General features: G+C 72.6%; 18 protein-coding genes and 1 tRNA gene. 18 read left to right on the top strand and 1 reads right to left on the bottom strand.

Translation table 11 applies throughout. The features are described 5' to 3' along the window. Window position 1: 1 nt before the first annotated feature. The 11 genes from JT1_RS08110 (at window position 2) to proB (ending at window position 15,530) form a co-directional block, all read left to right on the top strand. Complete coding sequence (locus tag JT1_RS08110) at window positions 2–1,135, top strand: FtsW/RodA/SpoVE family cell cycle protein (RefSeq protein WP_068325077.1); 1,134 nt, start codon at window positions 2–4, stop codon at window positions 1,133–1,135. 64 nt (window positions 1,136–1,199) lie between these two features. Next, window positions 1,200–3,056 (top strand): AMP-dependent synthetase/ligase, encoded by a 1,857-nt coding sequence (locus JT1_RS08105; RefSeq protein ID WP_068325076.1) that lies wholly within the window; start codon window positions 1,200–1,202, stop codon window positions 3,054–3,056. Between the two features lie 58 nt (window positions 3,057–3,114). Continuing rightward, on the top strand, window positions 3,115–5,094 hold the full coding sequence (locus tag JT1_RS08100) for a TIGR03960 family B12-binding radical SAM protein (protein ID WP_068325075.1): 1,980 nt from the start codon (window positions 3,115–3,117) through the stop codon (window positions 5,092–5,094). Window positions 5,095–5,170: 76 nt separating this feature from the next. Beyond that, window positions 5,171–5,359, top strand: coding sequence for a hypothetical protein (locus JT1_RS18675; RefSeq protein WP_068325074.1), 189 nt, complete (start codon window positions 5,171–5,173; stop codon window positions 5,357–5,359). 55 nt (window positions 5,360–5,414) lie between these two features. Further along, window positions 5,415–8,273, top strand: coding sequence for an FAD-binding and (Fe-S)-binding domain-containing protein (locus tag JT1_RS08090; protein ID WP_068325073.1), 2,859 nt, complete (start codon window positions 5,415–5,417; stop codon window positions 8,271–8,273). 11 nt (window positions 8,274–8,284) lie between these two features. Next, window positions 8,285–9,016 carry a TIGR03936 family radical SAM-associated protein gene (locus JT1_RS08085; protein WP_068325072.1) on the top strand — a complete coding sequence of 244 codons (732 nt, stop codon included), beginning with the start codon at window positions 8,285–8,287 and terminating at the stop codon, window positions 9,014–9,016. A gap of 157 nt (window positions 9,017–9,173) precedes the next feature. Continuing rightward, the gene (locus JT1_RS08080) at window positions 9,174–12,029 is read left to right on the top strand and encodes an Rne/Rng family ribonuclease (protein WP_068325071.1); all 2,856 of its coding nucleotides are present in this window, start codon (window positions 9,174–9,176) and stop codon (window positions 12,027–12,029) included. 173 nt (window positions 12,030–12,202) lie between these two features. Continuing rightward, window positions 12,203–12,511: a 50S ribosomal protein L21 gene (gene rplU, locus JT1_RS08075; protein WP_068325070.1), complete on the top strand. Its 309-nt coding sequence runs from the start codon at window positions 12,203–12,205 to the stop codon at window positions 12,509–12,511. A gap of 33 nt (window positions 12,512–12,544) precedes the next feature. Further along, window positions 12,545–12,808, top strand: a complete 264-nt coding sequence (gene rpmA, locus JT1_RS08070) for a 50S ribosomal protein L27 (protein WP_068325069.1) — start codon at window positions 12,545–12,547, stop codon at window positions 12,806–12,808. A 95-nt stretch (window positions 12,809–12,903) separates the two neighbouring features. Next, complete coding sequence (gene obgE, locus JT1_RS08065; protein ID WP_068325068.1) at window positions 12,904–14,412, top strand: GTPase ObgE; 1,509 nt, start codon at window positions 12,904–12,906, stop codon at window positions 14,410–14,412. Further along, window positions 14,412–15,530 carry a glutamate 5-kinase gene (proB, locus tag JT1_RS08060; RefSeq protein ID WP_068325067.1) on the top strand — a complete coding sequence of 373 codons (1,119 nt, stop codon included), beginning with the start codon at window positions 14,412–14,414 and terminating at the stop codon, window positions 15,528–15,530. Before obgE ends, proB begins: the two co-directional genes overlap by 1 nt. 6 nt (window positions 15,531–15,536) lie before the next feature. Here the strand turns inward: proB and pdxY are convergent, their stop codons facing one another. Continuing rightward, window positions 15,537–16,391: a pyridoxal kinase PdxY gene (gene pdxY, locus JT1_RS08055; protein WP_068325066.1), complete on the bottom strand. Its 855-nt coding sequence runs from the start codon at window positions 16,389–16,391 to the stop codon at window positions 15,537–15,539. 72 nt (window positions 16,392–16,463) lie between these two features. Between pdxY and JT1_RS08050 the strand changes: the two genes are divergently transcribed. From JT1_RS08050 to JT1_RS08020, 7 genes are all read left to right on the top strand, one after another. Further along, window positions 16,464–17,729, top strand: a complete 1,266-nt coding sequence (locus JT1_RS08050; protein WP_068325065.1) for a glutamate-5-semialdehyde dehydrogenase — start codon at window positions 16,464–16,466, stop codon at window positions 17,727–17,729. A 455-nt stretch (window positions 17,730–18,184) separates the two neighbouring features. Continuing rightward, on the top strand, window positions 18,185–18,400 hold the full coding sequence (locus tag JT1_RS08045; protein WP_068325064.1) for a hypothetical protein: 216 nt from the start codon (window positions 18,185–18,187) through the stop codon (window positions 18,398–18,400). A gap of 14 nt (window positions 18,401–18,414) precedes the next feature. Then, window positions 18,415–18,990 carry a nicotinate-nucleotide adenylyltransferase gene (gene nadD, locus JT1_RS08040; protein WP_255218288.1) on the top strand — a complete coding sequence of 192 codons (576 nt, stop codon included), beginning with the start codon at window positions 18,415–18,417 and terminating at the stop codon, window positions 18,988–18,990. A gap of 8 nt (window positions 18,991–18,998) precedes the next feature. Next, window positions 18,999–19,388 (top strand): ribosome silencing factor, encoded by a 390-nt coding sequence (rsfS, locus tag JT1_RS08035; RefSeq protein WP_068325487.1) that lies wholly within the window; start codon window positions 18,999–19,001, stop codon window positions 19,386–19,388. Next, on the top strand, window positions 19,385–20,059 hold the full coding sequence (locus JT1_RS08030) for a histidine phosphatase family protein (RefSeq protein WP_068325062.1): 675 nt from the start codon (window positions 19,385–19,387) through the stop codon (window positions 20,057–20,059). Before rsfS ends, JT1_RS08030 begins: the two co-directional genes overlap by 4 nt. Before the next feature lie 80 nt (window positions 20,060–20,139). Beyond that, window positions 20,140–20,212: transfer RNA gene (locus JT1_RS08025), tRNA-Ala, on the top strand. 64 nt (window positions 20,213–20,276) lie between these two features. Beyond that, the gene (locus JT1_RS08020; protein WP_068325061.1) at window positions 20,277–21,449 is read left to right on the top strand and encodes a benzoate/H(+) symporter BenE family transporter; all 1,173 of its coding nucleotides are present in this window, start codon (window positions 20,277–20,279) and stop codon (window positions 21,447–21,449) included. The last annotated feature ends 2 nt before the right edge of the window (window positions 21,450–21,451 follow it).

Genomic DNA, 21,451 nt, shown 5'->3' with positions numbered 1-21,451 from the left:
CGTGCACCGGCTGCTGCGGTCCGACCTCGTCCTCGTCGCGGCCGCCCTCACCGCCTCCGGGCTCGGTGCGCTGCTCGTCCACTCGGCGACCCGGGCGGAGGCCGGGTCGGTCTACCTCGTGCGGCACCTGCTCAACCTGGGCATCGGGCTCGTCCTGGCGCTCCTGGTGCTCCGGCTCGACCGCGCGGTGCTGCGGGCGCTCGCCCCCTTCGTCTACGCCGTGGGCATCCTCGGGCTGGCGCTCGTGCTCACCCCGCTGGGGTCCGAGATCAACGGCTCGCGCTCGTGGATCCAGCTGCCCGGCGGGTTCTCGATCCAGCCGAGCGAGCTGGCCAAGGTCGGGTTGTGCGTCGCCCTGCCCATGCTGCTCGCACCGGCCGCCGAGCGCCGCCAGCGGCCACGTCCCCGTGAGGTCCTGCTCGCCGGCGTCGTCACCGCCGTCCCGGTGCTGCTCGTCATGGCCCAGCCCGACCTCGGGTCCGCGCTGGTCCTCGTGGCCCTCGCGCTCGGGGTGCTCGTCGTCTCCGGCGCCGCGTGGCCCTGGCTCGTCGGTGTCCTCGTCGCCGTCGTGACGGCGGTGACCGCTGCCTTCACCACGCCGCTCCTCAGCCCGTACCAGCGCGACCGGCTCACCGCCTTCCTCGACCCGTCGGCCGACCCGCTCGGGATCGGCTACCAGACGCAGCAGGTGCGGGCCGCGATCGCCGGTGGCGGCTGGGGCGGACAGGGGCTGCACGCCGGCGAGCTCACCGGGTCCGGCGCGATCCCTTTCCAGGAGACCGACTTCGTCTTCTCCGTCGCGGGGGAGGAGCTCGGCTTCGTCGGCGCGGCCTTCGTCGTCGTCCTGCTCGGGCTCGTCGTCGGCCGCGTCGCCCTCGCCGGGACCCGGACCGATGACCCCTTCGTCCGGCTCGTCTGCTGGGCGGTGTCGGCCTGGTTCGCCGTGCAGTCGGTGGAGAACATCGGGATGAACCTCGGGCTGCTGCCCGTCACCGGCCTGCCGCTGCCCTTCCTCTCGTACGGCGGGTCCTCGATGTTCGCCTGCTGGGCCGCGATGGGGCTCGTGGTCGCGGTGAGCCACGAGGGCCACCGGGGCGTTCATTACCGATCGGTCACCTTGTGGACCACCCGGTGACAGCCGAGCCCTCCGTGGGGGATGATGCGCGCATCACCCGCAGCCCACGAAGGAGTGGACTCACGTGCCCGACCCTCGCCCCACCCGCGCCTCCGACGAGGTCTTCGACGCCAGCGTCTTCGAGGACCGTGCTCCATCCGTCGGCCACCTGCTCCGGCAGCGCATCGCCGACACGCCCGACAACATCGCCTACTCCTACCCCGCCGGCATCGCCTGGGACGAGCTGACCTGGGCCCAGCTGGGGGAACGGGTGTGGACCCTGGCCGCCGGACTCGTCGACCTCGGGATCCAGCCCGAGGACCGGGTCGCGCTGGCCTCGAGCACCCGCATCGAGTGGGTCCTCGCGGACTACGCGATCATGGCCGCCGGTGCCGCCACGACGACGATCTACCCGACGTCGATCAGCGACGACGTCGCCTTCATCACCGATGACTCCGGGTCCAAGGTCGTCGTCGCCGAGGACGCCGAGCAGGTGGCCAAGCTGCGCGAGGTCCGCGACGCGATCCCAGGGGTCACGACGGTCGTCGTCATGGACACCGAGGGCGTCGACCTCGACGACTGGGTCGTCTCCCTCGAGGACGTCGAGGAGCGCGGCCGCGCGCTCCTCGCCTCGGAGCCGGGGGTCGTCGACTCCCGCATCGACGGCACCGGGCCGAGCTCGCTCGCCACGATCATCTACACCTCCGGCACCACCGGGCGGCCCAAGGGCGTGCGCCTGCGGCACGCGACGTGGACCTACCAGGGCGCGGCCACCCGGGCGACCGGGATGCTCTCCGAGGACGACGTCCACTACCTGTGGCTGCCCCTGTCGCACGTCTTCGCCAAGGTGCTGCTGCTCATCAGCACCGACGTCGGCATGCAGACGGCCGTCGACGGCCGGATCGACAAGATCGTCGACAACCTCGGTGAGGTCCGCCCGACCTTCATGGCCGCGGCCCCGCGCATCTTCGAGAAGGTCTACGGCCGCATCTCGCTCGGGATGGAGGAGGAAGGGGGAGCGAAGGCCAAGATCTTCGCCTTCGCCTCCGAGGCCGCCCGGGAGTACTCGCGGACGCTGTCCGACAACCGCCGGCCCGGGCTGCTCCTGGGCCTGAAGCACACGATCGGCGACAAGCTCGTCTTCGGCAAGGTGCGTGAGCGCTTCGGCGGCCGCGTCCGGTTCTTCATCTCCGGCTCCGCGGCCCTCAACCAGGACATCGCCCACTGGTTCAACGGCGCCGGCCTGCCGATCCTCGAGGGCTACGGCCTCACCGAGACCTCGGCGGCCGCGACGGTCAACCGGCCCTACGCCCTGCGGGTCGGCTCCGTCGGCTGGCCCACGCCGCAGACGGACATCAAGATCGCCGAGGACGGGGAGATCCTCATCCGCGGCGAGCACGTCATGGAGGGCTACCACAACAACCCCGAGGCCACCGCCGAGGTGCTCTCCGAGGACGGGTGGTTCCACTCCGGGGACATCGGCGAGATCGACGCCGACGGGTTCGTCAAGGTCACCGACCGCAAGAAGGACCTGTTCAAGACGAGCAACGGCAAGTACGTGGCGCCCTCGCTCATCGAGTCGACCTTCAAGGGGCTGTGCCCCTACGTCGGACAGCTGCTCGTCCACGGTGAGAGCCGGCAGTTCGTCACGGCTCTCATCACCCTCGACGAGGAGGCCATCAAGCCGTGGGCCGAGGCCAACGGGCTCGAGGGCGCGAGCTACACCGAGATCGTCTCCTCGCTGCAGGCGCGCGAGATGGTCCAGGGCTACGTCGACCAGCTCAACGCCGGGCTCAACCGGCACGAGCAGATCAAGAAGTTCCACATCCTGGGCCGGGACCTCACCGTCGAGGACGGCGAGCTGACCCCCAGCCTGAAGCTGCGCCGCAAGGTCGTCGCGGAGAAGTTCAAGGGCGACATCGAGGAGATGTACCCGAGCTGACAGCGGGGTCCGGTGCGCGGCGTTTGGGTACCCCGCGCACCGGACCTACCCTTGTCCCATGTCCGGTGAGTCGATCTTCCCTGCCCTCGAGCCCCTGCTCGAGCAGGTCAGCAAGCCCATCCAGTACGTCGGGGGCGAGCTCAACTCGACCGTCAAGGACTGGGACGTCGGTGGCCACGGGCCCCAGGGCCAGGACCTGACGGTGCGCTGGGCCCTCATGTACCCCGACGCGTACGAGGTCGGCGTGCCCAACCAGGGCGTCATGATCCTCTACGAGGTGCTCAACGAGCGTCCCGACGCGCTGGCTGAGCGCACCTACGCCGTGTGGCCCGACATGGAGGCCCTGCTCCGCGAGGCAGGCCTGCCGCAGTTCACCGTCGACGGGCATCGCCCCGTGGGTGACTTCGACGTCCTCGGCCTGAGCCTGTCCACCGAACTCGGCTACACCAACGTGCTCACGGCGCTCGACCTCGCCGGCATCCCGCTGCACGCCGCCGACCGCACCGACGAGCACCCGATCGTCGTCATGGGCGGCCACGCCTCCTTCAACCCCGAGCCGGTCGCCGACTTCATCGACGCCGCCATCATCGGTGACGGCGAGGAGGCGGTGCTCACCGCGACCGACATCATCGGGGAGTGGAAGGCCCAGGGCCGCCCGGGCGGCCGCATCGAGGTCCTGAGGCGCCTCGCCGCGACCGGTGGCGTCTACGTCCCGGCCTTCTACGACGTCCACTACCTGCCCGACGGGCGCATCCAGCGCGTCGTGCCCGCCGAGTCCGGCGTGCCCTGGCGCGTGGACAAGCACACCGTCATGGACCTCGACGCGTGGCCCTACCCCAAGAAGCCGCTCGTCCCGCTCGCCGAGTCCGTCCACGAGCGGATGAGCGTCGAGATCTTTCGCGGCTGCACCCGCGGCTGCCGCTTCTGCCAGGCCGGCATGATCACCCGCCCCGTGCGCGAGCGCTCGATCACCGGCATCGGCGAGATGGTCGAGGCGGGCCTGGCGGCGACCGGCTTCGAGGAGGTCGGCCTGCTCTCCCTGAGCAGCGCCGACCACAGCGAGATCGGGGACATCGCCAAGGGCCTGGCCGACCGCTACGAGGGCACCAACACGGGCCTGTCGCTGCCGAGCACCCGCGTCGACGCCTTCAACATCGACCTGGCCAACGAGCTGACCCGCAACGGTCGCCGCTCCGGGCTGACCTTCGCCCCCGAGGGCGGCTCCGAGCGGATCCGCAAGGTCATCAACAAGATGGTGACCGAGGAGGACCTCATCCGCACCGTCTCGGCGGCGTACGGCGCCGGCTGGCGGCAGGTCAAGCTCTACTTCATGTGCGGCCTGCCGACCGAGACCGACGACGACGTCCTCCAGATCGCCGAGGTCGCCAAGCGGGTCATCGAGACCGGGCGCCAGGTCGCCGGCCACAACGACATCCGCTGCACCGTCTCCATCGGCGGCTTCGTGCCCAAGCCGCACACCCCCTTCCAGTGGGCCGGCCAGCTCGGCGCGGAGGAGACCGACGCGCGCCTGCACAAGCTGCGTGAGGCGATCCGCTCCGACAAGCGCTACGGCCGCTCGATCGGCTTCCGCTACCACGACGGCAAGCCGGGCATCGTCGAGGGACTGCTCTCGCGCGGCGACCGCCGCGTGGGCCGGGTCATCGAGCAGGTCTGGCGCGAGGGTGGCCGCTTCGACGGCTGGAGCGAGCACTTCTCCTACGACCGCTGGATGACCGCGGCGCAGACCGCGCTGGCGGGCACCGGCGTCGACGTCGCCTGGTACACCACCCGCGAGCGCGAGGAGGCCGAGGTCCTGCCCTGGGACCACATCGACTCCGGCCTCGACAAGGAGTGGCTGTGGCAGGACTGGCTCGACGCGGTCGACGAGACCGAGGTCGAGGACTGCCGCTGGACCCCGTGCTTCGACTGCGGCGTCTGCCCGCAGATGGGTACCGACATCGAGATCGGCCCCACCGGCAAGACACTGCTCCCGCTCACCGTGCTCGGGGCCGGCAAGCAGGACATGGTGAGCGGCTGACCCGCCTCTGGCGCACGCGTCGGCCCGTCCGTGGCAGGCTGAGCGGGTCACCACGGTCCAGCGGGGGAGCAGGGACATGTCGATCGAGCTCGGGGCGGTCATCGTCGGGGTCGTGGCCGTGGCGTACGGCCTCGGGTTCGCCGTCGTGCCGGATGACGGATGGAGCCCGTCGGCCCGGTCGCGGTACGTCCTGGGCGGGGCCGGACTCGTCGCCCTCCTCTTCTTCGTCCTCGTCGTCGTGCCCTGGTTCATCGGCCGGGGCTGAGCCCGCAGCGCGGACCCGTCGACGGCACGGCGGGACGAAGGGGGACAATCGCGCCATGACCGCGACCTCCTCCGAGCTGACCCGGGCCCTGCGTCACGCCGGCATCGCCGACGCCCGCGACGACGCGCTCACCGTGGGCATGTACGCCACGGACGCCGGCCTCTACCGGGTGCCGCCGCGTGCGGTCGTCTTCCCGCGGCACACCGACGAGATCGACGCCACCCTCGAGGTGGCCCGCGGGCTCGGGGTGCCGATCACCGCCCGAGGCGCGGGCACCTCGTGCGCCGGCAACGCGGTGGGGCCGGGCATCGTCATCGACACCGCCCGTCACCTGGGCCGGGTGCTCGAGGTCGACCGGGACAGCGCCACCGCCCTCGTCGAGGCGGGCACGGTGCACGCCACGCTGCAGGCCCGCGCTCGTGAGGTCGGCCTGCGCTTCGGTCCCGACCCCAGCAGCCACACCCGGTGCACGATCGGCGGGATGATCGGCAACAACGCCTGCGGCAACCGGGCGCTCGGGTACGGCCGCACGAGCGACAACGTCGTGGCCATGGACCTGCTCACCGCCGCGGGCCGACGGCTGTCCGCGACCACCTCGGTGGCGGGGGGCCCCCCTTCGCTCACGGGTGACGACGCCCTCGTCGGCGAGCTGACGCGCCTGGCCGACGACCACCTCGAGACCCTGCGCACGGAGTTCGCCACCTTCGGCCGGCAGGTCTCCGGCTACGCGCTCGAGCACCTCGCGCCAGAGCGCGGCCGCGACATCGGCCGCATGCTCGTCGGCTCCGAGGGCACGCTGGCGATCGTGACGCAGGCGCGCGTGCGCCTCGTCACCGACCCGCCGGCCACCTGCCTCGCGGTCCTGGGCTTCGAGGACATCTACGCCGCCGGTGACGTCGCCCACCTGCTCAAGGGCCTGGGTGCCGTCGCGGCCGAGGGGATCGACTCGCGCATCGTCGACGTCGTGCGCACCCGACGCGGGCCGCGCGCCGTGCCCGACCTGCCACGGGGGGCCGCGTGGATGCTCGTCGAGGTGCCCGGTGAGGACGCCGCGACGGCCCGCGCCGCCGCGGAGCGGGTCTGCCGCGAGATCGCGAGCACCGACTCCCTGGTCGTCACCGACCCCGCCCACGCCCGGGCGCTGTGGAAGATCCGCGAGGACGGTGCCGGTCTCTCGGCGCGCTCGCAGCGGGACCGGCCGGCCCACGCCGGCTGGGAGGACGCCGCGGTCCCGCCGGCGCGGCTCGGTGACTACCTGCGTGCCTTCGACGCGTTGCTCGAGGAGCACGACGTCCAGGGCCTGCCGTACGGCCACTTCGGCGACGGCTGCCTGCACATCCGGCTCGACATCGACCTCACCGCCCCCGACGCGACCGAGCGCTACCGCCGCCTCGTCGAGGAGGCCGCCGACCTCGTCGCGGCCCACGGCGGCTCGCTCTCCGGTGAGCACGGGGACGGGCGGGCCCGCTCGGCCCTGCTGCCGCGCATGTACCGCCCGGAGACGATGGCCCTCTTCGGGGCCGTCAAGCACGCCTTCGACCCCGACAACCTGCTCAACCCCGGCGTGCTCGTCGACCCCGCGCCCGTCGAGGCCGACCTGCGCATCCCCGCCGCCCGCCGCGTCGCCGTGCCGCTGGCCTTCGGCTACCCCGAGGACGACGGTGACTTCAGCCAGGCCGTGCACCGCTGCACCGGCGTCGGCAAGTGCCGCGCCGCGGGCACCTCGAGCACCGTCATGTGCCCGAGCTACCTCGCGACAGGGGAGGAGAAGGACTCCACCCGCGGCCGCGCCCGCGCCCTGCAGGAGATGCTCAACGGCACGACGATCACCGGCGGGTGGGCCGCGCCGGAGGTCCACGACGCCCTCGACCTGTGTCTGTCGTGCAAGGGCTGCTCGAGCGACTGCCCGACCGGTGTCGACATGGCGACCTACAAGTCCGAGGCGCTGCACCAGACCTACCGGGGCCGGTTGCGTCCGCGCAGCCACTACTCGCTGGGTCGCCTGCCGCAGATGGCCCGACTGGCCTCGCGGGCACCGCGGCTCGTCAACGCGATGACCTCGTTGCCGGGGCTGAGGCGGATCACCCTGCCCGCGGCGGGGGTCGACCCGCGCCGGAGCATCCCGAGCTTCGCGCGGCAGACCTTCCGCACGTGGGCGCAGGGCGAAGGGATGATCGCCTCCGCCGCGCAGGCCGCCGGCACCGACCACCCGGTCGCGATCTTCGTCGACTCCTTCACCGACCACTTCTCGCCCCAGGTCGGGCGGTCCACGGTGGCGCTGCTGCGGGAGGCGGGGTTCACCCCCTTCGTCCCGGCGGAGGCGCTGTGCTGCGGCCTGACCTTCATCTCCACCGGCCAGCTCGACGCGGCGAAGAAGACCCTCACCGACGCCGCCCGCGTCCTCGCCCCCGTCGTCGCCGCCGGGATCCCGGTCCTCGGCATCGAGCCGAGCTGCACCGCAGCCCTGCGCCACGACCTGCCGCGGCTCGTCGACTCCGGCGCGGCGCGGCAGGTGGCCGGGGGAGTGCGCACAGTCGCCGAGCTGCTCGCCGTGGCCATCGACGAGGGCCGCTGGGCCGCCCCCGACCTCACCGGCACCGAGGTCGTCGCGCAGCCGCACTGCCACCACCACGCGGTGATGAGCTGGGCCGCCGACGAGGCGCTGCTCGCCCGCACCGGCGCGACGGTGACGCGCCTCGGCGGCTGCTGCGGCCTCGCCGGCAACTTCGGCGTCGAGCTCGGCCACTACGAGGTGTCGGTCAAGGTCGCCGAGCAGCAGCTGCTGCCGGCCATCGAGGCGGCCTCGCCCGACGCGGTCGTGCTCGCCGACGGCTTCTCCTGCCAGACGCAGATCGCCGACCTGTCCGAGCGCACGGGCGTGCACCTGGTCGAGCTGCTCGCGCGCGGCACCTAGGCTTGACCCCCATGGCCAAGCAACGCACCCCCGACGGTCCGCCACCACCCCCGGCGGTCCAGAAGCTGCGCATCCAGTACGCCCGGCGCGGGCGGCTGCGCTACTCCTCGACCCGTGACTTCGGGCGGGCGCTCGAGCGGGCCCTGCGTCGCTCGGGTGTGCCGATGGCCTACTCCGCGGGGTTCCACCCGCACCCGAAGATCTCCTACGCCAACGGTGCGCCGACCGGTGCGGCGAGCGAGGCGGAGTACTTCGAGATCTCGGTGACCGAGCGGGTCGACCCCGCCGCGGTGGCGCGCGCGCTCGACGAGGCGCTGCCCGACGGGCTGGACATCGTGTCCGTCGTCGAGGCGCAGCCGGGGGCCCTCGCCGACCGGCTCGAGGCGAGCCACTGGCGGCTCACCTTCCCCGGCGTCGCCCCGGCCGACCTCGAGCGCGCCGTGGCCGGATTCCTCGCGGAGGAGTCGGTCGAGGTCTCGCGGATGTTCAAACGGGGCATGAAGTCCTTCGACGCGCGCGGACCCGTGCTGTCGGCGCGGACCGACGTCGATGCGCAGGGCTGTGCGATACTGACGATGGTCGTGCGGCACACCACACCTGCCGTTCGCCCCGACGACGTCCTCAGCGCGATCACCGCTGCCACATCGTTCGCGCCGCCGCGATCGCCCCAGGCGACCCGGCTGGCGCAGGGCCTGTGGAGCAGCGAGACCGAGAGCGTGGCCGACCCACTGGCCACCGACTGAGCCGCCGCCGGCCCCGAGGGGGTGCCGCGCTCAGCGCGAGCTCCCACGAGGCAACACGGACCTTTCCGCGGGCGAGTGCCCGCCACGCCGCACAGCGGTCGGACTGCACCCCCAGGGTGCCGGTGTCGGGGTCGGGCCCTCGTGCAGGAGGTGCCACATGGCCACCGACGACATGCCGTTCGACGAGACCGTCGAGACCACCGAGGAAGAGACCCTGCTGAGCGCCCCGGAGGCGGCTCCCGAGCCGGCTGCGGTCGTGCCGAGCTTCGGTCTGCTCTTCCAGCCGCCGGCGCCCGTCGCCGCCCCGACCCGACGCCGGGCTCCCGAGCCGGAGCCCGAGGACGTCGACGAGGACGAGGACGAGGACGAGCAGGACACCGAGGACCAAGGCCGGAGGGACACCTCCGACTCCACGGATTCAACGGACTCCACGGACTCCACGGATTCCTCCGACGCCGACGACGACGGCCGGGGCGAAGGGGGCCGACGTCGCCGCCGTCGTGGCGGCCGTGGCCGCAACAACCGCTCGGGCGAGGGCTCCGACGCGAGCGACTCCTCGGGTGATGACGCCCAGGACGAGGCCGGGGACGTGTCCGACGCCTCCGACGACGTGGACGACTCTGCCAGGGACGAGCGCACCAGGGGCCGTGGCCGCGGTCGTGGTCGTGGCCGCGGCAAGCCCCAGCAGGACGACTCCACCGACGGCGACGACTCCGACGAGTCCGACGACAGCGCCTCCGAGGACGACTCCTCGGACGACTCCGACGACGACGGCTCGGGCAGCTCCCGCCGGCGTCGTCGCCGTCGTCGCGGGGGCGGTGGCAACGGTGGCCAGGAGGACCCGCCCGGCACCGTGACCAAGGTCCGCGACTCCCGGCGCGACGAGCCGCAGGCCATCAAGGGCAGCACGCGCCTGGAGGCCAAGAAGCAGCGTCGCCGAGAGGGCCGCGAGGCCGGTCGTCGCCGCACGATCATCACCGAGGCCGAGTTCCTCGCCCGCCGAGAGAGCGTCGAGCGGGTCATGGTCGTGCGCCAGCAGGGCGATCGCACGCAGATCGGTGTCCTCGAGGACGGGGTGCTCGCCGAGCACTACGTCTCCCGCGAGACCACCTCGACGATGGTCGGCAACGTCTACCTCGGCCGTGTGCAGAACGTGCTGCCGAGCATGGAGGCGGCCTTCATCGACATCGGCAAGGGCCGCAACGCGGTGCTCTACGCCGGAGAGGTCAACTGGGAGGCCCAGGGCGTCGGCAACGGCCAGGCCCGCCGCATCGAGAACGCGCTGAGCTCCGGCGACTCCGTCCTCGTCCAGGTCACCAAGGACCCGGTCGGCCACAAGGGCGCGCGCCTCACCTCGCAGATCTCGCTGCCCGGCCGCTACGTCGTCTACGTGCCCGAGGGCAGCATGACGGGCATCTCGCGCAAGCTGCCCGACACCGAGCGCGCCCGCCTCAAGGGCATCCTCAAGCAGGTCGTGCCGGACAGCGCCGGCGTCATCGTGCGCACCGCCGCCGAGGGGGCCTCGGAGGCCGAGCTGACCGCCGACGTCGAGCGCCTCACCAAGGCGTGGGACAAGGTCGCCGACAAGGCCGAGGCCAAGAAGGGCAAGAAGGGTTCCGCCGGCGGCGCCCCCGTCCTCCTGCACGCCGAGCCCGACATGACCGTGCGCGTCATCCGCGACATCTTCAACGAGGACTTCGCGCGGATGGTCGTCTCCGGTGAGGACGCCTGGCGCGAGATCAAGGGCTACGTCGACGACGTGGCGCCCGACCTGTCCGAGCGCCTCGAGCAGTGGACCGGTGAGGGCGACGTCTTCGCCGCGCACCGCATCGACGAGGCGATCGCCAAGGCGATGGACCGCAAGGTCTGGCTGCCCTCCGGCGGTTCGCTCGTCATCGACCGCACCGAGGCGATGACCGTCGTCGACGTCAACACCGGCAAGTTCACCGGCTCAGGGGGCAACCTCGAGGAGACGGTCACCAAGAACAACCTCGAGGCCGCCGAGGAGATCGTCCGCCAGCTGCGCCTGCGCGACATCGGCGGCATCATCGTCGTCGACTTCATCGACATGGTCCTGGAGTCCAACCGCGACCTCGTCGTGCGCCGGCTCCTCGAGTGCCTCGGCCGGGACCGCACCAAGCACCAGGTCGCCGAGGTCACCTCGCTCGGCCTGGTCCAGATGACCCGCAAGCGGGTCGGCGCCGGTCTCATCGAGGTCTTCTCGCAGGAGTGCGAGCACTGCCACGGCCGCGGGATCATCGTCCACAGCGAGCCGGTCGCGCACGACCCGGGCGGTCACGCCGGGGGCAACCACGGTGGCGGCAGCGGCGGCTCGTCGCGTCGCGGTCGCTCGAAGGGGGAGAAGGACTCCTCCGTGCAGCGGCACGAGCCGGTCGAGGAGCCGACCGACGCCCACGGCCGCACCCCGGCCCAGATCGCGGCGGCCGCCCACGCCGCGGCGATCAAGAACATCGCCGGTGAGCCCGGCGAGGACGACGTCGCGGAGCTCGCGCCCGAGCAGTCGGCGCCCGAGGTCCAGGCCGAGCAGGCCGAGCAGGCCGAGCAGCCCGAGCCGAAGCGTCGCCGCGGTGGCCGCCGCGCCGCCTCCAGCGCCGGGGCACCCGTGGCCCTCGAGCCGGTGGACCTCACCGGTGCCGGCTCCTCGAGCCCGGACGAGCAGTCCTCGGCTCCCGAGGTGCTCGCCGTCGAGCCCGTCGACGACGTGCAGCCCGTGCCGGCCGTCGAGCCCGAGCCCGAGCCCGAGCCCGCCGACGAGCCCGCCGACGAGCCGAAGCGCCGCCGCGGTGGCCGCCGTGCAGCCTCCAGCGCCGGTGCGCCCGTTGCGCTGCAGCCCGTCGACCTGACCGCCCCGGTCGATTCGGCGCCGATCACCAAGATCGCGGGGGAGAGCGGCGAGCCGCCGACCACCCCGGTCGCCGACCCTGAGCCGGCCGCCCCGGCCCGTCGCAAGCGCAAGCGGGTCACCTCGGAGGCCGGGCCGCCCAAGGCCTGACCCGCCCCGCGCGCGGACCCGGGTGCCCCCCTTCGCCGGTTTGTCGGTCGGAGGGGGGCACGGGTAGTCTTGACCCTTGGTGCGCCCACCGAGCGGACGCTCCGCGCTTGCGCGTGGGGACTGTTGGCCGGTCAGACAGAGCGAGTGCGCCATGACGAAAGTGAGTTCCACTGATGTACGCGATCGTTCGCGCGGGTGGCCGCCAGGAGAAGGTCTCCGTCGGCGACACCATCCTCATCAACTCGATCAAGGGTGAGGCCGGCGACAGCATCGACCTCCAGCCGATCCTCGTCGTCGACGGGTCCACCGTGACCAGCGACGCCGACAAGCTGGCCAAGGTCAGCGTCACGGCCGAGATCCTGGGTGCCGCCAAGGGCCCCAAGATCACGATCATGAAGTACAAGAACAAGACCGGCTACCGCAAGCGCCAGGGTCACCGCCAGCCGCTCACGCAGCTGAAGATCACCGACATCAAGGCCTGAGCCTTCTTCTTCAACAGTTAGGAACCCACTGACATGTCTTCCAAGAAGGGTGTGTCCTCGTCCAAGAACGGACGCGACTCCAACTCCCAGCGCCTCGGCGTCAAGCGGTACGGCGGCGAGATCGTCGGCACCGGCCAGATCATCGTGCGCCAGCGCGGCACCCACTTCCACCCCGGTGACAACGTCGGCCGTGGCGGCGACGACACGCTGTTCGCCCTCGCGGACGGCGCGGTGACCTTCGGCGCCAAGCGCGGCCGCAAGGTCGTCAGCGTCCTGCCGGTGGACTCCGCCAGCTGACGCGGTACCACGCATGAGCGAAGGGGGCGGGTCACCTGGACCGGCCCCCTTCGCCGTACCTGCACCACCACGAGACATCAAGAAGAGGTGAGGTCGTGACGACCTTCGTCGATCGCGTCACCCTGCACGTCGAGGCCGGCAAGGGCGGCCACGGCGTCGCCTCCGTGCACCGCGAGAAGTTCAAGCCGCTCGGCGGACCCGACGGCGGCAACGGCGGCAACGGCGGCGACGTCGTGCTGCTCGTCGACCCGCAGGTCACGACCCTCCTCGACTACCACCGCAGTCCCCACCGGCGCGCCACCAACGGCGCGCCCGGAGCCGGCGACGAGAAGAACGGCGCGAACGGCGAGGACCTCGTCCTGCCCGTGCCCGCGGGCACGGTCGTCACCGACCGCCACGGCGACGTCCTCGCCGACCTCGTCACCCCCGGCACGCGCTTCGTCGCGGCGCAGGGCGGTCGCGGCGGACTGGGCAACAAGGCCCTGTCGAGCCAGCGGCGCCGCGCGCCCGGCTTCGCCCTGCTCGGCGAGCCGGGGGAGTCCACGGAGGTCGTCCTGGAGCTGAAGTCGCTCGCCGACGTCGCGCTCATCGGCTTCCCGAGCGCCGGCAAGTCCTCGCTCGTCTCGGTCCTCTCGGCGGCCCGCCCGAAGATCGCCGACTACCCCTTCACCACCCTCGTGCCCAACCTCGGTGTCGTCACCGCCGGCGACGCGCGCTTCACCGTCGCCGACGTCCCGGGCCTGATCCCCGGCGCGAGCGAGGGGAAGGGGCTGGGCCTGGAGTTCCTCCGCCACGTCGAGCGCTGCTCCGTCCTCGTCCACGTCATCGACTGCGCGACCCTCGAGCCCGGTCGCGACCCGATGAGCGACCTCGAGGCGATCGAGGCCGAGCTGTCGGCGTACGTCGCCGACGACACCCTCGGCGGCAAGCCGCTGTCCGAGCGCACCCGCATCGTCGTGCTCAACAAGTCCGACGTGCCGGACGCCCTCGACCTCGCCGAGATGGTCAAGAGCGACCTGCAGGAGCGCGGCCTGGAGGTCTTCATCGTCTCCGCCGTCGCGCACACCGGGCTCAAGGAGCTGACCTTCGCGATGGCCCGCTACGTGCAGGCCGCCCGCGCCGAGATCGCGGTCGAGCTCGTCCCCCAGCGGGTCGTGCTGCGCCCCAAGGGCGTCGACGACGCGGGCTTCGTCGTGCGCCGCGAGAGCACCGCCGACGGCGAGGTCTTCCGGGTGCTCGGCGACAAGATCACCCGCTGGGTGCACCAGACCGACTTCTCCAACGACGAGGCCGTCGGCTACCTCGCCGACCGGCTGAACCGGGCCGGGGTCGAGGAGCAGCTGACCAAGGTCGGCGCGGTCGGCGGCTCGACCGTGCTCATCGGCCCCGAGGAGGACGCGGTCGTCTTCGACTGGGAGCCGACCCTCGTCGGTGGCGCCGAGCTGCTCGGCCACCGCGGCCAGGACCTGCGCTTCGACGACAACTCGCGTCGCACGACCAAGGAGCGCCGCGAGGAGTTCCACGCGCGCAAGGACGCCCAGACCGCCGCCCGCGAGGGGCTGTGGACCGAGCGCAAGGCGGGCCACTGGACCGAGGACGACTGATGGCCGGTGGCCGTCGGGCCGTCGCCGATGCGCGCCGCGTCGTCGTCAAGGTCGGGTCCTCGTCCCTGACGAGCGCCGCCGGCGGGGAGCTCGACGTCGCCCGGCTCACCGCCCTGGTCAACGCGCTGTCGGTGCGCCGCAGCGCAGGGACCGAGATCGTCCTCGTCTCCTCGGGTGCCATCGCCGCGGGGATCGGTCCCCTGGGCATGGAGACCCGTCCGCGTGACCTGGCCCGCCAGCAGGCGGCCGCGAGCGTGGGCCAGGGCGTGCTGCTCTCGGCCTACGACGCAGCCTTCGGCAGGCACGGCCACACCATCGGGCAGGTGCTGCTCACCGTCGACGACGTCACCCGGCGCACCCACTACACCAACGCCAAGCGCACCCTGGACTCCCTGCTCGACCTCGGCGTCATCCCGATCGTCAACGAGAACGACACCGTCGCCACGGACGAGATCCGCTTCGGCGACAACGACCGCCTCGCGGCGCTCGTCGCCCACCTCGTGCGCGCCGACGCGCTCGTGCTGCTCACGGACGTCGACGCCCTCTACACGGCGGCCCCCGGCACGGCCGGCGCCGAGCGGGTCCCGGTCGTCGGCGACGCCGCCGAGCTGGCGGAGATCTCGATCGGCGGCACCGGCTCGGCCGTCGGCTCCGGCGGCATGACGACCAAGGTCGAGGCCGCGACGATCGCCGGCGCCGCCGGCATCCCCACCGTGCTCACCTCGTCCGACCGTGTCGTGGACGCGCTCGCGGGGGCGGACGTCGGCACGTGGTTCGTGCCGCAGGAGCGCAGCCGCGGCTCGCGCGCGCTCTGGCTGGCGCACGCCACCACCCCCCGCGGCTCGGTCCAGATCGACGCCGGTGCCGTGACCGCGCTGCGCGACCGCGGCCGCTCGCTGCTGCCTGCCGGGATCACCGGCGTCAGCGGGTCCTTCGTCGACGGCGACCCCGTCGACGTCATCGGTCCCGACGGCGTCGTCATCGCCCGCGGGCTCGTCAACTACACCTCCGGCGAGCTGCCTCACCTCATGGGGCGCAGCACCAAGGACCTCGAGCAGGAGATCGGCCCGCGGTACGAGCGCGAGGTCATCCACCGGGACCACCTCGCGCTGCTCTGACGCGGCTCAGCGCACCCGGGTGACCTCGAACTGCAGCTGCGGGTGGGCGTAGGCCTCCTGCGCCTGGACGAGCTGCAGCTCGCGCTGGCCGGACTCGTGGGTGAGCTGCAGCAGGTCGAAGACGGAGGAGACGGTGCGCCCGAGCGACTCCTGCAGCGAGCGGGTACGCAGCCAGTGGCTCGTGAAGAGCGCGGCGGTCACGTCGCCGGAGCCGTTGGCCTTGAGCGGCAGGTGCGGGGTCTGCACGATCCACGCCTCGTCGTCGTGGGCGGCGATCATCTCGATCGTCCCCTCGGGGCGGTCGGGTCGCAGGACCGAGGTGACGAGCACGGTGCTCGGGCCCATCGCGCGGGCGGCGTCGATCGAGGCGAGCGTCTCCTCGAGGGTCCGCGGCTCGGTACCGGTGAGGAAGCCGAGCTCGAACTGGTTGGGCGTGATGAGGTCGGCGTGCGGGACGACCTGCTCGCGCAGCAGCACCGGGATCGACTCGTGGACGAAGCACCCGGACGCGGCATTGCCCATGACCGGGTCGCACGCGTAGATGGCCCCGGGGTTGGCCGCCTTGACCTGCTCCACCGCCCCCAGGATCGTCGCGCCGATGCCCTCGCCGCCCTGGTAGCCCGAGAGGACCGCGTCGACCTGCGCGAAGGCGTCGCGCTCGCCGATGCCCGTCACGACGTCGGCGACGTCCGCGGGGTCCATGAGCGGGCCGCGCCAGGCGCCGTAGCCGGTGTGGTTGGAGAAGTTCACCGTGTGCACGGGCCACACCTCGACCCCGAGGCGCTGCATCGGGAAGACGGAGGCGGAGTTGCCGACGTGGCCGTAGGCGACGTGGGACTGGATGGAGAGGATCGTGGTCACCACGGCATCCTGCCACTGCCCGTCCCCCGGACCGCATCGGACGGGGCGCCGCCGGGCTCCTAGTCTGGAGGCATGACCGACAGCACCGCCGTGGTCCGGGAGCTCGCGGAGCGCGCCCGGGTCGCCTCGCGCCGCCTCGCCCTGCTGACCCGCGCCGAGAAGGACTCCGCCCTCCTCGCGCTCGCCGACGCCGTGGACGCGGCCTCGGAGCGCATCGTCGCCGCCAACGCCGAGGACCTGCGACGCGGACGCGAAGGGGGGATGGCCCCCGGCCTGCTCGACCGGCTGTCCCTCGACGCGGCCCGCGTGGCCGCGGTCGCGCAGGCACTGCGGGACCTCGCGGCCCTGCCCGACCCTGTCGGCGAGGTCGTGCGCGGCTCGACCCTGGCCAACGGCCTGCAGATCCGTCAGGTGCGGGTGCCGATGGGTGTCATCGGGATGATCTACGAGGCCCGGCCCAATGTCACGGTGGACGCCGCCGGCCTGGGGCTGAAGTCCGGCAACGCGATGATCCTGCGCGGCGGCTCGGCCGCTGCGAGCACCAACCGGGCCCTCGCCGACTCCCTTCGCTCGGCGCTGGCCGACCACGGGCTGCCGCAGGACGCCGTGCAGCTCCTCGAGGGCGACCACGACGCGGTCCGGGCGCTGATGACCGCGCGCGGGCTCGTCGACCTGCTCATCCCGCGCGGGGGAGCAGGCCTGATCCAGACCGTCGTCCTCGAGTCCACCGTGCCCGTCATCGAGACCGGCGTCGGCAACTGCCACGTCTACGTCGACGCGGCCGCCGACCTCGGCAAGGCCCTGGCGATCACCCTCAACGCCAAGACGCACCGGCCGAGCGTGTGCAACGCCGCCGAGTCCCTGCTCGTCCACCGCGAGATCGCCGGCGAGTTCCTCCCCAAGGCGCTCGCCGACCTCGCCGGCGCCGGCGTCGTCCTGCACGGTGACGCGGCGACGCGCGAGCTCGCCCCGGCTGGCGTCGACGTGCTGGCGGCGACCGACGAGGACTTCGCGCAGGAGTACCTCGCGCTGGAGATGTCGGTCGCGGTCGTCGACGACGTCGACGCGGCGATGGAGCACGTGCGGCGCCACGGCTCCGGCCACACCGAGGCGATCGTCACCGAGGACCGGGCCGCCGCCCGCCGCTGGACCGCCGAGGTGGACGCCGCGGCGGTGCTCGTCAACGCGTCGACGCGGTTCACCGACGGTGGCGAGTTCGGCTTCGGTGCGGAGATCGGCATCTCGACGCAGAAGCTGCACGCCCGCGGGCCGATGGCCCTGCCCGAGCTGACGACGACCAAGTGGGTCGTCGAGGGTGACGGCCAGGTCCGCGGCTGACCCTGCAGTCACCTGACGCAGGTCGAGGGCCCCCTCCACTCCCGTGGAAGGGGCCCCTCGACCGCTGTCCGTGCACGCACCCTCTCGGGCCCTGCGGCGACTGCAGCACGTCGTCGGGGCAGGGGCCACGACGACGTGGTGACACGTGGACCAGGAGGCGCCGACGCCGCTCGCGTCGCCGATGACCCCCACGGTGGCGCCGTGATGGTCGTGCGTGCGTCGTTATCCCTGTGGTCCTGACGGCCGTCGTGCGGCCGCGGTGTGAGGACTGTTCTACGCGTCTTCGGGCACCCGGGGCAACAGGAGAGCGGATCCATCGCCGAGCGGACACCGCCCACAGGCGTGTCCACAGGCGCAGGGCGCTCCCCACGTCCTCGCCCACAGGGCTGTGGACGACGCCCGTGGACAACCCACCGCTCGGCTGCGGCGCCCCCGCGGCCTTGTAGCATGGCCCCATGCTGAGCACCCTTGCCTCCCTCGCCGCCGAGAGCGAGCACCACGTCGAGCTGCCGATCCCGCCCTCCGCGTACGGCCTGATCGCCCTCCTCTTCTTCGCCATCATGCTGGGCGCCCTCTTCGCCTTCCGCCAGGCCGCCACCAAGGTCGCCACCGCGGACAACACCGTGGTGCACGAGGACCACGGGCACCACGGCGCCGGGGACCACCACTGAGCAAGCGCCTCGGCGTGATGGGTGGGACCTTCGACCCGATCCACCACGGGCACCTCGTCGCTGCGAGCGAGGTGCAGTCCCTCTTCGACCTCGACGAGGTCGTCTTCGTGCCCACGGGGGAGCCCTGGCAGAAGGCGGACAAGCAGGTCAGCCCGGCCGAGCACCGCTACCTCATGACGGTCGTCGCGACGGCGTCCAACCCGCGCTTCACCGTCAGCCGCGTGGACATCGACCGCAAGGGCCCGACGTTCACCAGCGACACCCTGCGCGACCTGCGGGCCCAGCGCCCCGACGACGAGCTCTTCTTCATCACCGGCGCCGACGCCCTCGCGCAGATCCTGTCGTGGAAGGACGTCGACGAGCTGTGGGGCCTCGCCCACTTCATCGGCGTCACCCGGCCCGGCTACGTGCTCAGCGAGTCGGGCCTGCCGCAGGACAACGTGACGCTCCAGGAGGTGCCCGCCATGGCGATCTCCTCCACGGACTGCCGCGAGCGGGTCGCCGACGGCGAACCCGTCTGGTACCTCGTCCCCGACGGCGTCGTCCAGTACATCAACAAGTACGAGCTCTACACCGACCCCCGGGAGTGACCCAGACCGTGGCAGCCACCCAGCACGCCCTCGACCTCGCGAAGATCGCCGCCCGCGCGGCGGCCGACAAGCTCGCGACCACCATCACCGGGCTCGACGTGTCCGGCCAGATGCCCCTCACCGACATCTTCGTCATCGTCTCGGCGGACAACGAGCGCCAGGTCCAGGCGGTCTCCGAGGCGATCGAGGACACCCTGCGCGAGGAGGCCGGCGTCAAGACGCTGCGCCGAGAGGGCCACGGCCCCGGGCGCTGGGTCCTCCTCGACTTCGGCGACATCGTCGTGCACGCCCAGCACGACGACGAGCTGGACTTCTACGACCTCGAGCGCCTGTGGCGCGACTGCCCCCACCTGGACCTCGGGGTGGTGGGCTCCCAGCAGACCGCCGGCGAGCAGTGACCGAGGCCACCCGCCGCGTCTCCGCGGAGGCCGTAGGGGGGACGAAGGGGGACCCCCGTCGCCTCGTCGTCCTGCGGCACGGCCAGACCGGCTCCAACCTCAAGGGCATCTGGCAGGGACAGCTCGACCACGAGCTGACCGACCTGGGCCGTGAGCAGGCCCGCGCTGCGGCGGCGGCGATCGCCTCCCTTCGTCCCACGCGGGTCGTCTCCTCCGACCTCGTGCGGGCCCGGGACACGGCCGAGGAGGTCGCCGCGGCCTGCGGTGGCCTCCCGGTGAGCACCGACGAGCGCTGGCGCGAGATCCACGCCGGTGGCTGGCAGGGCCTCACGGCCGCCCAGGTGTACTCGCAGTACCCGCAGGACGCCGACAAGCTCATCTCCGGCGAGGACTTCAAGCGGGGCGGTCACGGCGAGTCGCTCGCCGACGTCGGCGAGCGCACGCGCGCTGCCCTCGACGACCTGCTCGCGTCCATGGACGCGGCCGAGTGCGTCGTCATCGCCACCCACGGGGTCACCGGTCGCTCGCTCGTCGCCGAGCTCGTCGGTCTGGACCAGACCACCGCGTGGCGGGTGCTCGGCGGCTTCGGCAACTGCCACTGGGCGAGCCTCGAGGAGGGGCGCGCCGGCTGGCGGATCACCCAGTGGAACGCGTCCGCGGCCGGCCTCTGACCCCTCCGGCGCCGCCGATTTGGTGAGGAAGGGGGGCATGTGGGTATGCTTCCGCAGTCCCCTTCACGGGGAACCCACTCGGGGCTGTAGCGCAGTTGGTAGCGCACCTCCATGGCATGGAGGGGGTCAGGGGTTCGAATCCCCTCAGCTCCACCCAGTGGCACGAAGGCCCGGACCGTCAGGTCCGGGCCTTCGGACGTTCCCGTACCGTGACGCCATGCGCGAGCCGACCCTCCAACCCGTGGGTGCAGGGGTGGTCACGGCACTCGTCGGGTTCACGAGCGCGTTCGTCATCGTCCTCGCGGGTCTGGAGGCGGTCGGCGCCAGCCGGGCGCAGGCGGCCAGCGGGCTCATGGCCCTCACGGTGCTCATGGCCCTGGGCTCGATCGTCCTGTCGCTCTCCACGCGGCTGCCGGTGACCATCGCGTGGTCGACGCCGGGGGCCGCACTGCTCGCCTCCACCGGCGCGGTCGCCGGTGGGTGGTCGGCAGCGGTCGGCGCCTTCGTCGTCACCGGTGCCCTCGTCGTGCTCACCGGGCTCGTCCCGGCGCTCGGTGCCCTCATCGCCAGGATCCCTGCCTCCGTCGCCCAGGCGATGCTCGCGGGCATCGTCCTGCAGCTGTGCCTCGGGGCGGTGACCGGGATGGCGGCCAACCCATGGGCGGTCGGACCCGTCGTCCTGGTCTGGCTGCTCACGCTGCGCCTCCTGCCCCGCTGGGCCTCGCCGCTCGCCTTCGTCGCGGCCGCGGTCGTCATCGGGGTCCACCTCGCGCGCTCGGGCACGCCCCTCGAGGCGTCGGCGCTCGTGCCGCGGCTGGAGCTGACGACGCCGACCTTCACCATCGGCGGGCTCGTCGGCATCGCCCTGCCGCTGTACCTCGTGACGATGGCCTCGCAGAACGTCCCGGGCCTGGCGGTGATGCGTGGCTACGGCTACGAGGTCCCGTGGCAGCGCGCGATGCTCGTCACCGGGGCCGGCACGCTGCTCGGCGCCCCGGCCGGCGGCCACGGGATCAACCTGGCCGCGATCAGCGCCGCGCTCGCGGCCGGCCCGGAGGCGGGGGAGGACCGCTCCCGACGCTGGATCGCCAGCGTGACCTCCGGCACGCTCCTCCTCCCGATCGGCATCGCCTCGGCCGCCCTGGCCACCCTCGTCGCGCTGGCCCCCGGGGGCGTCGTCCCGGCGGTGGCCGGGCTCGCCCTGGTGGGCACCCTCGCCGGCTCGCTGCGGGCGGCCCTCGCCGACCCGGCGGACCACGTCCCCGCCGTCACCACCTTCGTCGTCGCGGCCTCCGGTGTCGCCGTCGCCGGGATCAGCGCCGCCTTCTGGGCCATCGTCGTCGGGGTCGGGATGAGGCTCCTGCTGGTGAGGGTCCGCGTGCAGGCATGATG

Source organism: Janibacter terrae NBRC 107853, assembly GCF_001591405.1.
GTDB lineage: Bacteria > Actinomycetota > Actinomycetes > Actinomycetales > Dermatophilaceae > Janibacter > Janibacter terrae.
Note: the sequence above shows the minus strand (reverse complement) of the source record. Positions and strands in the feature narration are given on the sequence as shown.

What these genes read in the sequence shown, in the direction of transcription:
- JT1_RS08100 (WP_068325075.1), top strand. Translation starts at nt 3,115, where the DNA reads ATGTCCGGTGAGTCGATCTTCCCTGCCCTCGAGCCCCTGCTCGAGCAG.
- JT1_RS08045 (WP_068325064.1), top strand. Translation starts at nt 18,185, where the DNA reads ATGCTGAGCACCCTTGCCTCCCTCGCCGCCGAGAGCGAGCACCACGTC.
- JT1_RS18675 (WP_068325074.1), top strand. Translation starts at nt 5,171, where the DNA reads ATGTCGATCGAGCTCGGGGCGGTCATCGTCGGGGTCGTGGCCGTGGCG.
- rpmA (WP_068325069.1), top strand. Translation starts at nt 12,545, where the DNA reads ATGTCTTCCAAGAAGGGTGTGTCCTCGTCCAAGAACGGACGCGACTCC.
- proB (WP_068325067.1), top strand. Translation starts at nt 14,412, where the DNA reads ATGGCCGGTGGCCGTCGGGCCGTCGCCGATGCGCGCCGCGTCGTCGTC.
- rplU (WP_068325070.1), top strand. Translation starts at nt 12,203, where the DNA reads ATGTACGCGATCGTTCGCGCGGGTGGCCGCCAGGAGAAGGTCTCCGTC.
- JT1_RS08050 (WP_068325065.1), top strand. Translation starts at nt 16,464, where the DNA reads ATGACCGACAGCACCGCCGTGGTCCGGGAGCTCGCGGAGCGCGCCCGG.
- JT1_RS08085 (WP_068325072.1), top strand. Translation starts at nt 8,285, where the DNA reads ATGGCCAAGCAACGCACCCCCGACGGTCCGCCACCACCCCCGGCGGTC.
- JT1_RS08080 (WP_068325071.1), top strand. Translation starts at nt 9,174, where the DNA reads ATGGCCACCGACGACATGCCGTTCGACGAGACCGTCGAGACCACCGAG.
- JT1_RS08020 (WP_068325061.1), top strand. Translation starts at nt 20,277, where the DNA reads ATGCGCGAGCCGACCCTCCAACCCGTGGGTGCAGGGGTGGTCACGGCA.
- JT1_RS08090 (WP_068325073.1), top strand. Translation starts at nt 5,415, where the DNA reads ATGACCGCGACCTCCTCCGAGCTGACCCGGGCCCTGCGTCACGCCGGC.